The following is a 13,430-nucleotide window of genomic DNA, read 5'->3' as shown; positions in this document are numbered from 1 at the left end:
TCTGCACTAAGACGGACCTGCTTGCCGTGTCGTGTCCGCGCTGTGAAAAGATCAAGCATGCGTCCCATGCAGCACTCCAGCAAGCTCCAGAACGTCCGCTACGAACTCCGCGGGCCCATCCTCCAGGCGGCGAAGGAGATGGAAGCCGAAGGGCACCGTATCCTGAAGATGAACCTTGGCGACACCGCGCCGTTCGGGCTGGAAACCCCCGAGTCCGTAGTGGTGGACATGATCCACCACCTGCGCGGCGCCCAGGGCTACAGCGATTCCAAAGGCATCTTCTCGGCACGCACGGCCATCTCGCAGTACTACCAGACGCGCGGCCTGATGCAGATCGGCGTCGAGGACATCTTCATCGGCAACGGCGTCAGCGAGCTTATTTCCATGTGCCTCCAGGCCTTCATGGAAGACGGCGACGAAGTCCTGGTTCCCGCCCCGGATTACCCCCTGTGGACAGCAGCCGTCACGCTGACCGGGGGCAAGCCCGTGCACTACCTGTGCGACGAGGACGAGCACTGGTGGCCGGACATGGCCGACGTCGAATCAAAGATCACCCGCCGCACCAAGGCAATCGTGATCATCAACCCGAACAATCCGACCGGCGCGGTCTACCCGCGGCACGTCCTGGAGCAATTTGCGGCGCTGGCGCGTAAGCACCACCTGGTGCTCTTCTCGGACGAGATCTACGAGAAGATCCTGTACGAGGATGCCCGGCACATCCACACCGCCTCGGTGGCCGAGGACATCTGCGTCCTGACGTTCAGCGGCCTGTCCAAGGCCTACCGGATGCCGGGGTACCGGGCAGGGTGGGTGGCCGTGACCGGCCCGCTCGCGGCAACCCTGGCGTACCGCGAAGGGCTGGAACTCCTGGCATCCCTGCGCCTGTGCCCGAACGTGCCCGCCCAGCATGCCATCCAGACGTGCCTTGGCGGCTACCAGAGCATCGAAGCCCTGGTCCGGCCCGGCGGCCGGCTTCGCGAGCAGCGGGACCGCGCCTATGAGCTGCTCACGGCCATTCCCGGCGTCACGTGCGTTCCGGCGGCGGCGGCCATGTACCTTTTTCCCCGCCTTGACCCGGAGCTCTACCCCTTCAAGAGCGATGAACAGTTCGTCCTGGACCTCCTGCGGGAACAGAAAATCCTGATCTCGCACGGGACTGCGTTCAACTGGCCCCGGCCGGACCACTTCCGCTTCGTCATCCTCCCGTCGGTCGAGGATATCGAGGAAGCAGTGCGCCGGATCGCCGCCTTCCTCGCCTCGTACCGGACCGGCGTGGAGGACGACTGAATCAGGACGTGCAGCGGCCCAGGACGGCGCTCAGGACGTGGCGGCCATCGGCGTGTAGCTGAAGGATTTCAGGGTTAGCGTCCCGTCCTTGGTCAGCGCCTTCAGGCCCTTGGGTGCGCCCGCGGGGAAGACGAGTGAGCTGAGGGTCCTCTCGCCGCCGTTGACGAACACTTCCACGGAGCTGTAATCCACATAGATGGCCAGTTGGACCCGGCCCTCCCGGGGAGCCGACTCCGCCCGCCGGACGGTGCCGTAGTCCGGAGCGAGTCCGGCGGCCTCCTTGGCGGCGCCGTCCCGGGAGACGAACGCGGTTTCCGACTCGAAGTCATAGCCCACCGTGGCGAAGACGCCGTTTTCGGCGAGCAGTTCCACCTTGGCCTCGGATCCCTCGTCGCCTGCCGCGCGTTCGAGCGTCAGGTCGAGGCGGTACGCGCCGCCGCCTGCGGCGGGGAGGTCGCCGGCACCGTCCGGAGTCACTTTCCGGTCCGTCACCGTGGTTGTGTCGCCGTCCAGGGCCTTGAGCGCACCGGTGGGCGCGGAGACGAGCGTGGGCTTTCCGGAGACGGTCTTCAGCCGGATGTCCCGCACCACCGTGTCGGCGCCGCCGTGCCAGTCCTCGGTCGGCAGCTTGCGCGCGTAGGACCAGTTGTTCAGCCAGGCGATGGCGTGGCGGGAACCCATCCGCTGGCTTTCCGTGAGCCGGGGATCGTCCCAGGTCACGGCCGCGTAAAAGTCGGACCCGTCATCGAGCCACTGGTGCTGCTGGTCCGAGGGTTCGAACCGGGTACCGTCCCAGGTCCCGGTCCAGTACGCCACGCCGGTGGACTTTCCCTCTTCGGCCCCGTTGGCGCTGGTGGCCAGTACCCAGGTCCGCTTGGCGGGGTCGCCGTCGACGTCGAGCTGGAAGAGTTCGGGGCACTCGAGGACGCCCAGCCCTTCGCGCTCAAAGCCGGACAGGTAGCGCCATTCCTTCAGGTTGGCGGAGGCATACAGGCCGATTTTTTCGCCCTCCGCCAGGGCCATCACCCACTGGTTGTTCGCCTCATCGCGGATGATCTTGGGATCGCGCCAGTGCTGCTCCCCCGGGTTGTCCATCACCGGGTTGCCGTCGTAGGGCTTGAACGAATAGCCCTTGTCCGTGGAATAGAACAGCGACTGCCGCTGGATGCCCTCGTCCTGCTGCGTCATGACGGCGATGACGGCGCCCTCGCCGAACCCGGCGGTGTTCCCGTGGTCCACCACGGCGCTGCCCGTCTCAATGTCGCCGAGGCCGTTCTTGTACTTTTCAATGGCCACCCCCTCGTCCTTCCAGTGCACCAGGTCGGTGCTGGTGAGGTGGTACCACTCGGTGCCGTTCTCCTCAGGGTAGCCGGCGTTGTAGAGGTAGTAGTAGTGCCACTGACCGTCGAGCCAGAAGGGCCGCTGGGGATCATTCATCCAGTTTTCGCGGGGCGTGATGTGGTAGCTGGGCCGGTAGGCGGAAGCCCCGTCCGGCCGGGCAAAGGCGGACTCCGCCGGCGCGGGCAGTTCGGGCCCGGCACCCAGGTCTGCCAGCATGGCATCCACCGCTTCGGGCGTGACACAGTCCGGGCGGGCAATGTCCGTGGAACCTGCCGGCGCTGCCTTTGCCTGGACGGCGGAGTCCTGCCCGCTGGATCGCACCATGACGTCCTGCCCCGCCCTGGCGGCGGCCACCCAGCCGTCGGCGCATTCGATGGCGCGGAGGTCGGACACCCCTCCGGTCCGCAGCGGGCGCGCCAGGTTTTCCAGGCTGCGGTCTCCCCCGGCCAGCCAGAACGAGCCGTAGCGGCCCGTCGCCTCTTTGGCTTCCGCCTGGGCGCTGGCGACGTCGGCCAGGGCTTCCTCGGCCGGGCCGTCCGGGTCCTGCTGCGACCCCGCACCCACCACGATGGCCACGGCCACCAGCACCAGCGCAACGGCAGCGGCCACCGCCGCCCACAGGGCGCGGGGCGTGAGTTTACTGGGAAGGAACCTGAGCGACATGTCCACCGATCATCGTGATGCACAAACGCCGGCGCCGGTCTTATAACCGGCGCCGGCGTTCAGCAAGTTGGTCTGCTTCCGCTCAATTTTACAGGGTGCGGGCTTTCGCGGCCCCGCGGGGTCTCTAGGCGTCAGCCTCTTCGAACTCCACGGCGGCAACGATTTCCTTGGTCGAGGGGCTGATCATGAAGGCTTCCTCGTCCTCTTCCACCATGATGAACTCGCCCTGGTCCGTGGTGAAGTGCCAGGCCAGGACAGTCTCCCCGTTGTGCTCGTAGTTGGGATCGCCCATGGTGATTTTCTGCAGTTCCTGGCCCGCGACGTCGCACAGTTCGCGGATGATCAGTTCAAACTCCGGTGCGTTCTCGAGGGCTTCTTCGGCCGCCTCGGCCTGGCGTTCCGCGAGGTTGGGAATCTGGGCCACGCGCTCGGCGATGTGCAGTTCCAGCTGCTCCTCGTCAAGCAGCAGCAGGCCCTCCTGGCCGCGGAGCCAGGCGGCGTTGAGCGCGAGGATGTCCTCGGTCTCCAGCAGCGACTCGAAGGCTTCATCGAGCTCTTCGAGTTCCCGGACCGGCTCGGGGGTGGCAGTCTCCCCGTCCGTATCCCCGTCCAGGTAAATGTCGGCGTCATCCTCGGAAAGCGCATCAAATGCCTCGGCGGTGCGGTTGAACAGCGCCAGGTGGGCGGTGGCGCCCATGCCTTCCAGGCCTTCGCGGACGTAGGCGTCGATCTCCTCGCGCTCCGGCACCGTGAAGACGTACTGGGCGAAGCCGCCGGCCAGTGCCTGGGTGAGGTAGAAGTCGACGTAGTAGCTGCGCAGGGCGTTCGGCGCGATTTCCGGGGCGTCGAGGAGCTCAGCGTACATGGCGTTGACCACCGTCACGTTGGAGTCGACAACGTCCTCGTTGGCTGCCTCGGCGCTTTCGGTTGCCAGGACGACGGGGTGCTTGCTGGCGGTCTGACCGGTGCTCATGGGAAATCCTCACTGCTGAAAGCGGGTGTTACTCAGGACCCTTCCACGCTATGCGGGTGAACGGGCCGGCAGGCCGAGGAACAGTTGAACGTTGGGCGAAGTTTCAGGGCCCCTTCCGGCTCGCTAAGATGGATCAGATAACCTGCAGATTTTTGACCTGCTGAAAGTAGCGCGCACCATGCCATCCCAACCGGACGAGAGTGCGGCACTGGCGATTCAGACCCCCGCGATCAACGACCGTTCCCTTGCGGCCGGGCTTGCCTACGCCATGGGCAGCCGGGTTTCGGGGATCTCCTTCGATGCCGCCACCGGCCTGATGCTCGGCAAGGTCCGCGGCGGGGCGGACGCGCCCTACTCCACCACCGCCAAGCTGGTCCGGAAGACCGGCGGCTGGAGCTGCACCGTCGGAGTGTGCAGCTGCCCGGTGCGGAAGGACTGCAAGCACGTGGCCGCGCTGCTGTTCGCGGCGGAGGACAATCCGGCCACCCGGGTGCAGCTGCTGGCCCCTGCCGAGTCCACCCGGCTGTCCCGCGAGCCGCTGGTCCAGGACATGCCGGACTGGGAACAGGCCCTGGGCCCGCTCATTGCCCGGCCGGGCATCACTCCGTCCACCAACGGCATCCCGCTGGCCCTGCAGTTCGACATCGAAGAGCCCGCCCCGCACTTCTCCTACACCGGCCGGCGTGATCCGCTCCGCAGCGTCCGCCAGCTCAAGGCGAGGCCCGTCATCATGGGCGCAAAAGGCAAGTGGATCCGCGGCGACGTCTCCTGGAACACGCTCAGCTACCTCAATTACCGGCGCGAGTGCAACGAGGCCCACGTGGAATGGATGCAGGAATTCCTGGCGTCCCACACCGCCCTGGCCAACCGGCAGCACAACTCCACCGCGCCATGGCTGGGACTGAACACCTATGCCGGAAAGAACCTGTGGAGCCTGCTTGCCCAGGCCCGGAAGATCGGCGTCGCGCTGGTCCACGCCGGCAGCCAGGAACCCGTGCGGTTCGTGGAGGAGCCGGCCGCCGTCGGACTTAACCTGACCCGCTTCGGCAGTTCCGGCGCGGCTGAAAGCGGCAGTGCCGCCGTCGAGACCGGCACCGCCGGCCAAATCGCCACACAGTCCGACGACGGCGGGCTGACCCTCGCGCCCACCATCACCGTTGAGGGGGAAGTGGTTGATCCGGCGTCCGTGGGGACCATCGGCCGGCCCGCGCACGGGATTTTCCTGACGTCCGGCGCAGACGCCCTGCCCGGCGTCGGCACCGGATCAATCATCACGCTGGCTCCGCTGGAAAGCGGACTCAGCGAGGAACTGCTGACCTTCGTGACCGCCGGCAGCACCCTGCACATTCCGGCGCGGGACGAGACGCGCTTCCTCACGGGTTTCTATCCCAAGCTCAAGCAGGCCGCCCGCGTCACTGCCTCGGACGAGTCCGTGGAGCTGCCCGCGCTTGCCGTGCCCACCCTGTCCCTCCTGGCCAACTACGGCGCCGACCATAAGGTGCGGCTGCACTGGGAATGGCACTACACGTCCGGGAACCTGGTCACGGCGCAGCCGCTGTGGCGGCACCCGGGCGACCACGGCTACCGTGACGACCCCGCCGAAGCCCGCATCCTCGAGGCCGTGGGCCAGCCCTGGGACGTTGTCCCGAAGCTGGGCGAGTCCGCCACCGGCGGCTGGGGCACTCCGCGGCTGGCAGCCTCGGCGGAGCTCAGCGGGCTGGATACCCTTGCCTTCACCGAGGAAGTACTCCCCCGGCTCCGCAACACCCCGGATGTCGTGGTGGACACGGCGGGTGACATCGCCGACTACCGCGAGGCCGAGGAGGCCCCGGTGGTTTCCATTTCCACCAAGGCCACGGAACAGCGCGACTGGTTCGACCTTGGCATTGTGATCACGCTCGAGGGCCAGCCGGTGTCCTTTGCGGCCTTGTTCTCCGCCCTCGCCGCGGGCCAGACGAAGATGCTGCTGCCCAGCGGCGCCTATTTCTCGCTGGACCTTCCGGAACTGCACCAGCTCCGCGACCTCATCGAGGAAGCCCGTTCGCTGCAGGACAACAAGGACGCACCGCTCCAGATCAGCCGTTTCCAGGCCGGGCTCTGGGACGAACTGGCACATCTTGGCATCGTGGACCAGCAGGCATCCGCCTGGCGCGACGCCGTGGGCGGGCTGCTGGAGGGCGGCATCAAGGGACTGCCCCTGCCGGCAACGCTGAACGCCGAGCTGCGTCCGTACCAGTTGGAGGGCTTCAACTGGCTGAGCTTCCTCTACCGGCACGGGCTGGGCGGGGTGCTGGCCGACGACATGGGCCTGGGCAAAACCGTCCAGGCGCTGGCGCTGATCTGCGCCGCGAAGGAGCACTCCTCCGCACCGGCGGCACCGGGCTCCGCACCGTTTCTGGTGGTGGCCCCCACCAGCGTGGTGGGCAACTGGGAGGCCGAAACCGCGCGGTTCGCGCCCGGGCTCACCGTCCGCGCCATGGGCGAGACGTTCGCGAAGAACGGCATGGACCCGGCCGAGGCGATGGCAGGCGTGGACATCGTGATCACGTCCTACGCCCTGTTCCGGATCGACTACGAAGCCTACGCGTCGCGGGAGTGGGCCGCCCTGGTGCTGGACGAGGCCCAGTTCGTGAAGAACCACCAGTCCAAGGCCTACCAGTGCGCCCGCAAGCTTCCGGCGGCATTCAAGCTGGCCATTACCGGCACCCCGCTGGAAAACAACCTGATGGAGTTCTGGGCGCTCACCTCGATTGTGGCGCCGGGCCTCTTCGCGAGCCCCAGCCGCTTCGCGGAGTACTACCAGAAGCCGGTGGAAAAGAACGGCGACAAGGGGCAGCTGGACAAGCTCCGCCGTCGGGTCCGTCCGCTCATGATGCGCCGCACCAAAGAGCAGGTCATCCACGACCTGCCGCCCAAGCAGGAGCAGATCCTCGAGGTGGTGCTGAACCCGCGGCACCAGAAGGTCTACCAGACGCACCTGCAGCGCGAGCGGCAGAAGATCCTGGGCCTCATCGAAGACGTCAACAAGAACCGCTTCACCATCTTCCAGTCGCTCACCCTGCTGCGGCAGCTCAGCCTGGACGCGTCCCTGGTGGATCCGTCCCTGTCCGGGGTCCGGTCCAGCAAGCTGGACGTGCTGTTCGAACAGCTGGAGGACCTGGTGGCGGAGGGGCACCGGGCGCTGATCTTCAGCCAGTTCACCGGCTTCCTGGGGAAGGTCCGGGAACGGCTGGTGCAGGAGGGGATCGAGTTCTGCTACCTCGACGGCGGCACCCGCAACCGTTCCGATGTGGTGAACGAGTTCAAGAACGGCTCCGCGCCCGTGTTCCTGATCAGCCTCAAGGCCGGCGGCTTCGGCCTGAACCTGACGGAGGCGGACTACGTGTTCCTGCTGGACCCGTGGTGGAACCCGGCGTCCGAGGCCCAGGCCGTGGACCGCACCCACCGGATCGGCCAGGCGCGCAACGTGATGGTGTACCGGCTGGTGGCCAAGGACACCATCGAGGAGAAGGTCATGGCGCTGAAGGCCAAGAAATCGCAGCTGTTCGCGGATGTGATGGAAGGCGATGCCCTCTCCGGCGGTTCCCTGACGGCGGAAGACCTGGCCGGCCTGTTCAACGACTGAGCGTCAGCTTAAGGCGGTCAGCCCATGGCGGTCAGCCCATGGCCGGGGCCAGGGACCTTCCCGAGGACATCTGTTTCCGGGCCCAGCGGGCGAGTTTCTTGCCCTTGCCCTTCCACCAGTTGTCCTCCTCCTTGTCGTGGTGCAGGCGGAAGATGATCATCACCATCACGAAGACGCCCATGGCAACGTCCAGCCAGGACGAGAAGACGGCGTCAATGAGGACGCTGACCCCCATGACCAGGACCGATGGCAGCGCCAGCGACCGGAAGACGGTGCTGGCCACGTAGCGCCGGTGGGACCTGGGCACGGACAGGGCGCGGACCATGTCAAAACAGAGGCACGCCACCACCATCGCCTGCCCCAGGGACAGGATGACCAGGCCGGCCATCGAGCCGGCGAACACGGCAACGGATTCCATCCCCGGGCTCATCGGACACTCTTCCCTACCGCACGGGACAGGGCAGTCGCAGGATTGCAGAAGACACGCATAGGAATAACCCCCAGAGACCAGAGACCACAGCTGTGAGACCCAGCTGTGCTCCATTCAAGCCGCTGCCGCTCCGGCCCGTCACGAGTAGTGTGTACTCTATTTTGGCGGCCGGGGTGACCGGGCGGACTCCTGGGTACTCAGTCCCCCGCCGGGCGGTCCGGGCAGGGTGCCGGCCTCAGATCAGCATCGCTTCACGTACTTGCCCGGCCGACTCCGCTCCGCCGCTGCCCCGCGAACTGACCCGTCCGGCGGCCAGTACGTAGTAGCTGTCGGCGGCGTTCAGGGCGAAGCCGATGTGCTGTTCCACCAGCAGGACCCTCATGCCGCTGCGCTGGGACAGCTTGATGATGGTCTCCTGGATTTCGGCCACCACGTTGGGCTGGATCCCTTCCGTGGGCTCGTCCAGGATCAGCAGCGTGGGCTCGGTGATCAGTGCCCGGGCAATGGCCAGCTGCTGCCGCTGCCCGCCGGACAGGAGGCCGGCCCGGCGTGCCAGCAGCGGGTTGAGCGCGGGAAACATGTCCAGCGCTTCGGCCACGCGTTCCTTGGCGTTCCTGCGTCCGTCAGCCACGAGCTGGAGGTTCTCAAGAGCGGTCAGCTGCCCGAACGACTGCTGTCCCTGCGGAACGTAGGCCATGCCGCGTGCCACCCGCTGGTACGGCCGGAGGGCGGAGATGTCCTCCCCGTCCAGCGTGATGGTGCCGCGGGTGGGTTTGAGGAGCCCGACGACGGCGCGCAGCAGGGTGGTCTTGCCCGCACCGTTGTGGCCCAGGATGGAAACCAGCGAGCCGTCGGGCACCGTGATATCCACTCCGGAGATGACCTGGGTGCGCCCGTATCCGGTCTGCAGATCCGTGATTTCCAGCATCAGTGCCCTTCCATTCCGGCCGTGCCGAGGTAGACGTCCTGCACTTTCCTGTCCGCCTGGACCTGTGCCACACTGCCCTCGCTGAGGACCTTGCCGGACGCCAGGACGGTCACCGAGGTGGCGAACTCCCGCACGAAGTCCATGTCGTGTTCGATCACCAGGGAGATGCGGCTGGCGGCGATCCGGCGGAGCAGCTGCCCGGTTTCGTCCCGCTCGTCCTGGCTCATTCCGGCGATGGGCTCGTCCAGGAGCAGCACGTCCGAGTTCTGGACCAGCAGCATGCCGATCTCAAGCCACTGCTTCTGGCCGTGGGCCAGCGTTCCGGCCTGCTTGTCCGCGGCCTGCTCCAGCCCGATGATTTCCAGCGCCTCCTGCACGGCCGGTTCCACGCCCCTCCGGCGCCGCAGCAGTTCGCGGGCCTTCCGTCCGGGACCGGCGGCGATGTCCAGGTTCTGCAGCACCGAAAGGTTCTCGAAAACGCTCGCCGTCTGGAAGGTCCGCCCCACGCCCAGCCGGGCGATCTTGTGCACCTTGCGGCCCAGGATCTCAGTGCCGGTGTGGTTCACGGATCCGGTGGCCGGAACGAGTCCGGTGATGGCATCGATGATGGTGGTCTTGCCTGCCCCGTTGGGGCCGATGAGGAACCGCAGGTCGCCCTGGATGACGTCGAGGTTGACCTTGTCCACGGCGACGAAACCGTCGAACGCCACGGTGAGGTCGCGGATCTCCAGGTATTTGGGCCGGCCGTGCCGGAGCCCGCCGGCCTGTGGCTCGCCGTCGGGCAGCAGGGTGGGGGTGGTCATCGGCTTGCCTCTTCCGGGATGGTGGATGCTGCGGGCGTGGAGGCTGCCGCGGGAACCGGTGCAGGTGCCGTGCGCCGCCGCCCCGGACTGCCCTGCCCTATCTTGCGCTGCCCTGCCCCGCGCTGCTTCAGCCGGGCAGCGATATGCGGCAGTGAGGCAAGGCCGCCGGGCATGAACCCGATGACCAGTACGAAGAGCAGGCCCTGGAAATACACCCAGAAAGACGGGAAGGTGGAAGCCAGGCTGGTCTGCGCGATGGCCACGCTGAGGGCTCCCAGGATGGGGCCCAGCAGCGTTGCCCTGCCGCCGATGGCCACGCCGATCAGGAAGGCGATGGACGGAATCACGCCCACATCGGCCGGCGAGATGATCCCCACAATGGGCACGAACAGAGCACCGGCAATCCCCGCCATGACGGCTGCGATCACGTAGGTCACGGTTTTGATGGTGGCCGGATCGTAGCCCAGGAACCGGACCCTTTCCTCCTGGTCCCGGACGGCCACGAGGAGCTCGCCGAACCGGCTGTGCATCAGCTGCCGGGCCGCGGCAAGGGCCAGCAGCAGCACCACGGCGGCGATCGAATACAGCATCAGCTTGTTCGCGGGGTCCTTCAGGTCGAACCCGAAGAACGAGCGGAAGCCGCTCAGGCCGTTGGAGCCGCCGGTGGTGGCCTGCTGGCCGATCAGGAACACGGCGAAAGCGGCCGCCAGGGCCTGGCTGAGGATCGCAAAATAGGCGCCCTTGACGCGCCGTTTGAACACCGCGAGCCCAAGGAGGAGCGCCACCAGCCCCGGAACAAGGACGACGGCGGCAAGGGTCACCACCGGGCTCCGGAACGGCTCCCACCAGCCGGGGACCTCGCCGCTGCCGTACAGCGACATGAAGTCCGGCACCCCGGTCCCGCCGAAAAGGGAGGCGTCCGCCAGCTTGAGGTGCATGGCCATGATGTAGGCGCCGAGCCCGAAAAACACTCCCTGGCCCAGGGTCAGCATGCCGCCTCGCCCCCAGGCCAGGCCGATCCCCACCGCCACGATCGCGAAGCAGATGAACTTTCCCAGAAGGGCGAGGTTGAAGGCCGAGAGCGCTGCAGGAGCCGCCACCAGCAGCAGCAACGCGCCTACGGCGAAGCCGGCCAGCACGCCCCACCGGGATTGCAGGAAAGTGCTCATGCCAGGCTCCTTGTCTTGAGGCTGAAGATGCCCTGCGGCCGAAGCTGCAGGAAGACCACGATCAGCACCAGGATCAGCACCTTGCCGATGCTCGCCGTCGTCGAAAATTCAAAGACGGACTGCAGCACGCCCAGCGCGAAGGCGGCGATCACGGCCCCCTTGACCTGGCCGACTCCGCCGGCCACCACCACCAGGAAGGCGTCCACGATGTAGTTGGTGCCCAGATAGGGTCCGGTGGAGCCGATCAGCGTGACGGCCACGCCCGCCACTCCGGCGAGGCCCGACCCGATGAAGAACGTCAGCTGGTCGGTGCGCCGGGTGGAGATGCCGCTGGTTTCGGCCAGGTCCCGGTTCAGGACCACCGCCCTGATCCGGCGTCCGAGCGGAGTCGCCTTGAGGATCAGCACGAGTCCCGCCAGGCAGACAAGGGACAGCAGCAGGATGAAGAGCCGGGTGAGCGGGATGGGCGCCCCCAGCAGTTCGATGTTGCCCTGCAGCCAGGCCGGTGCCCGGACGTCCACGCTGGGGGCGCCGAAGATGTCCCGCGCCGCCTGCTGCAGGATGAGCGCCACCCCGAACGTGACCAGCAGGGTGTCCAGCGGCCGGTGGTACATCCGCCGGAGCAGCACCGCCTCGAGCACCAGCCCCAGCAGGCCGCCCACGAGGAAGCCCACTGGAATGGAAACCAGCAGCGAGACACCGGCATCGGAGATGCTCCGCTGCACCACGAAGGCCGTGTATGCACCGGCCATCATGAACTCGCCGTGGGCCATGTTGATGACCCCCATCTGGCCGAAAGTCAGCGACAACCCCAGTGCTGCCAGCAGCAGCACCGAGCCGAGACTGAGTCCGGCAAACATCTGTCCAATCAGCAGTTCCATTCCAGGGGGCCTTTCCTCCGGGTTGATGCAGGGGTGGTGGAAGCGGCTACTTGGCCAGGTCCTTGGCCCAGGGGTAGCTGGCCAGGAACGGATCGGGTTCTACGGCCTTCGGCGAGGACCACACCGTGTCGATCAGGCCCTCGGAGTTGATCTTTCCGATCCGGGGAGTCTTGGTGATGTGGTTGTTCTCGCCGTCCACCGTGACTGTGCCCTCAGGCGCCTCGAATGTCACTCCGCCGGCGGCCGCCTGGACCTTGTCCACTTCGAAGGACCCGGCCTTTTCCACCATGGCCTTCCACAGGTACAGCGAGGTGTACGCCGCCTCCATGGGGTCGCTGGTGACGCGTTCGGCGCCGAACTTCGCCTTGAACGCGGCGACGAACTTCTGGTTGGCGGGGGTGTCCAGCGTCTGGTAGTAGTCCCAGGCGGTGAGCTGGCCTTCCACGTTTTCCAGACCGACGCCGGGGACTTCCTCTTCGGCGATGGACACCGAAACCACGGGCATGGATTCCGCGGTCAGGCCAACACTCTTGTACTGCCGGAAGAACGCCACGTTGCTGTCACCGTTGAGGGTGTTGAACACGGCGTCTGCCTTGGAGTCGCGGACCTTGTTCACGATGGTGGAGAATTCCGTGGACCCGAGCGGGGCATATTCCTCACCAAGTACCTCCATGCCGTGGGCTTTGGCGTAGGCCTGGATGATCTTGTTGGCCGTCCGCGGGAAGACGTAGTCGCTGCCCACCAGGAAGATGGACTTGGTGCCCTGCTCGGCCAGGTAGTCGAGCGCCGGGATGATCTGCTGGTTGGTGGTGGCGCCCGTGTAGAAGATGTTCTTGGATGCTTCGAGGCCTTCGTACTGCACCGGGTAGAACAGCAGGGCGTCGTTGGCTTCGAAGACGGGGAGCATGGCCTTGCGGCTGGAGGAGGTCCAGCCTCCGAAGACCGCGGCCGTGCAGTCCTGCTGGATCAGTTTCCCGGCGCGTTCGGCGAATTTCGTGGGTTCGCTGGCGCCGTCCTCGCTGACCACCTGAAGCTGCTTGCCCATGACGCCACCGGCGGCGTTGATCTCTTCGGCCGCCAGGCTCAGGGAATCGAAGACGGTGTTCTCACTGATGGCCATGGTGCCGGAGAGCGAGTTGATGAATCCGACCTTGACGCTGCTGCCCGACGTATCGACGCAGGAGCTGCCGCTGCCGGTGGTGGAATTGGCGGACGCCGGATCCGAAATCTGGCTTCCGCAGCCGGCCAGGACAGTCGCCATTGCCGCCGCGGCCAGGGGGATCAAAGCGCGCTTAGTTACTGAAACCCTCATGATTACCTGCTTCTCGCT

General features: G+C 66.6%; 10 protein-coding genes. 2 read left to right on the top strand and 8 right to left on the bottom strand.

Annotated elements, in window-relative coordinates; translation table 11 throughout:
* Positions 1–57 precede the first annotated feature (57 nt).
* Positions 58–1,287, top strand: a complete 1,230-nt coding sequence (locus RW112_RS13795) for a pyridoxal phosphate-dependent aminotransferase (protein ID WP_305942571.1) — start codon at positions 58–60, stop codon at positions 1,285–1,287.
* Between the two features lie 30 nt (positions 1,288–1,317).
* Here RW112_RS13795 and RW112_RS13790 read toward each other — a convergent pair whose 3' ends face one another.
* On the bottom strand, positions 1,318–3,291 hold the full coding sequence (locus RW112_RS13790; RefSeq protein ID WP_317782325.1) for a glycoside hydrolase family 32 protein: 1,974 nt from the start codon (positions 3,289–3,291) through the stop codon (positions 1,318–1,320).
* 124 nt (positions 3,292–3,415) lie between these two features.
* On the bottom strand, positions 3,416–4,264 hold the full coding sequence (locus RW112_RS13785) for a hypothetical protein (protein WP_317782324.1): 849 nt from the start codon (positions 4,262–4,264) through the stop codon (positions 3,416–3,418).
* 178 nt (positions 4,265–4,442) lie between these two features.
* On the opposite strand from RW112_RS13785, the gene RW112_RS13780 reads away from it, so the two are divergent.
* Entirely contained in the window at positions 4,443–7,889 is a 3,447-nt protein-coding gene (locus RW112_RS13780; RefSeq protein ID WP_317782323.1) for a DEAD/DEAH box helicase, read from the top strand.
* Positions 7,890–7,920: 31 nt separating this feature from the next.
* On the opposite strand, the gene RW112_RS13775 is transcribed toward RW112_RS13780, so the two are convergent.
* From RW112_RS13775 to urtA, 6 genes are all read right to left on the bottom strand, one after another.
* The gene (locus RW112_RS13775) at positions 7,921–8,307 is read right to left on the bottom strand and encodes a hypothetical protein (RefSeq protein ID WP_317782322.1); all 387 of its coding nucleotides are present in this window, start codon (positions 8,305–8,307) and stop codon (positions 7,921–7,923) included.
* Positions 8,308–8,554: 247 nt separating this feature from the next.
* Positions 8,555–9,247 carry an urea ABC transporter ATP-binding subunit UrtE gene (gene urtE, locus RW112_RS13770; RefSeq protein WP_317782321.1) on the bottom strand — a complete coding sequence of 231 codons (693 nt, stop codon included), beginning with the start codon at positions 9,245–9,247 and terminating at the stop codon, positions 8,555–8,557.
* Positions 9,247–10,050 carry an urea ABC transporter ATP-binding protein UrtD gene (urtD, locus tag RW112_RS13765; protein ID WP_317782320.1) on the bottom strand — a complete coding sequence of 268 codons (804 nt, stop codon included), beginning with the start codon at positions 10,048–10,050 and terminating at the stop codon, positions 9,247–9,249. Before urtD ends, urtE begins: the two co-directional genes overlap by 1 nt.
* Positions 10,047–11,219, bottom strand: coding sequence for an urea ABC transporter permease subunit UrtC (urtC, locus tag RW112_RS13760; protein WP_317782319.1), 1,173 nt, complete (start codon positions 11,217–11,219; stop codon positions 10,047–10,049). The genes urtD and urtC overlap by 4 nt, the downstream gene beginning before the upstream one ends.
* Entirely contained in the window at positions 11,216–12,100 is an 885-nt protein-coding gene (gene urtB, locus RW112_RS13755) for an urea ABC transporter permease subunit UrtB (protein ID WP_317782318.1), read from the bottom strand. Before urtB ends, urtC begins: the two co-directional genes overlap by 4 nt.
* Positions 12,101–12,146: 46 nt before the next feature.
* Positions 12,147–13,412: an urea ABC transporter substrate-binding protein gene (urtA, locus tag RW112_RS13750; RefSeq protein WP_317782317.1), complete on the bottom strand. Its 1,266-nt coding sequence runs from the start codon at positions 13,410–13,412 to the stop codon at positions 12,147–12,149.
* Positions 13,413–13,430: the final 18 nt, after the last annotated feature.

Origin of the sequence: Arthrobacter sp. B10-11, from assembly GCF_033142195.1 — a bacterium.
Lineage (GTDB): Bacteria > Actinomycetota > Actinomycetes > Actinomycetales > Micrococcaceae > Arthrobacter > Arthrobacter oryzae_C.
The sequence above is the reverse complement of the archived record's forward strand: the minus strand, read 5'-3'. Positions and strand labels throughout refer to the sequence as shown.

Excerpts from the sequence above, each read along its gene's own strand:
- RW112_RS13795 (WP_305942571.1), top strand. The coding sequence starts at position 58 with ATGCGTCCCATGCAGCACTCCAGCAAGCTCCAGAACGTCCGCTACGAA.
- RW112_RS13790 (WP_317782325.1), bottom strand. The coding sequence starts at position 3,291 with ATGTCGCTCAGGTTCCTTCCCAGTAAACTCACGCCCCGCGCCCTGTGG.
- RW112_RS13785 (WP_317782324.1), bottom strand. The coding sequence starts at position 4,264 with ATGAGCACCGGTCAGACCGCCAGCAAGCACCCCGTCGTCCTGGCAACC.
- RW112_RS13780 (WP_317782323.1), top strand. The coding sequence starts at position 4,443 with ATGCCATCCCAACCGGACGAGAGTGCGGCACTGGCGATTCAGACCCCC.
- RW112_RS13775 (WP_317782322.1), bottom strand. The coding sequence starts at position 8,307 with ATGGAATCCGTTGCCGTGTTCGCCGGCTCGATGGCCGGCCTGGTCATC.
- urtE (WP_317782321.1), bottom strand. The coding sequence starts at position 9,247 with ATGCTGGAAATCACGGATCTGCAGACCGGATACGGGCGCACCCAGGTC.
- urtD (WP_317782320.1), bottom strand. The coding sequence starts at position 10,050 with ATGACCACCCCCACCCTGCTGCCCGACGGCGAGCCACAGGCCGGCGGG.
- urtC (WP_317782319.1), bottom strand. The coding sequence starts at position 11,219 with ATGAGCACTTTCCTGCAATCCCGGTGGGGCGTGCTGGCCGGCTTCGCC.
- urtB (WP_317782318.1), bottom strand. The coding sequence starts at position 12,100 with ATGGAACTGCTGATTGGACAGATGTTTGCCGGACTCAGTCTCGGCTCG.
- urtA (WP_317782317.1), bottom strand. The coding sequence starts at position 13,412 with ATGAGGGTTTCAGTAACTAAGCGCGCTTTGATCCCCCTGGCCGCGGCG.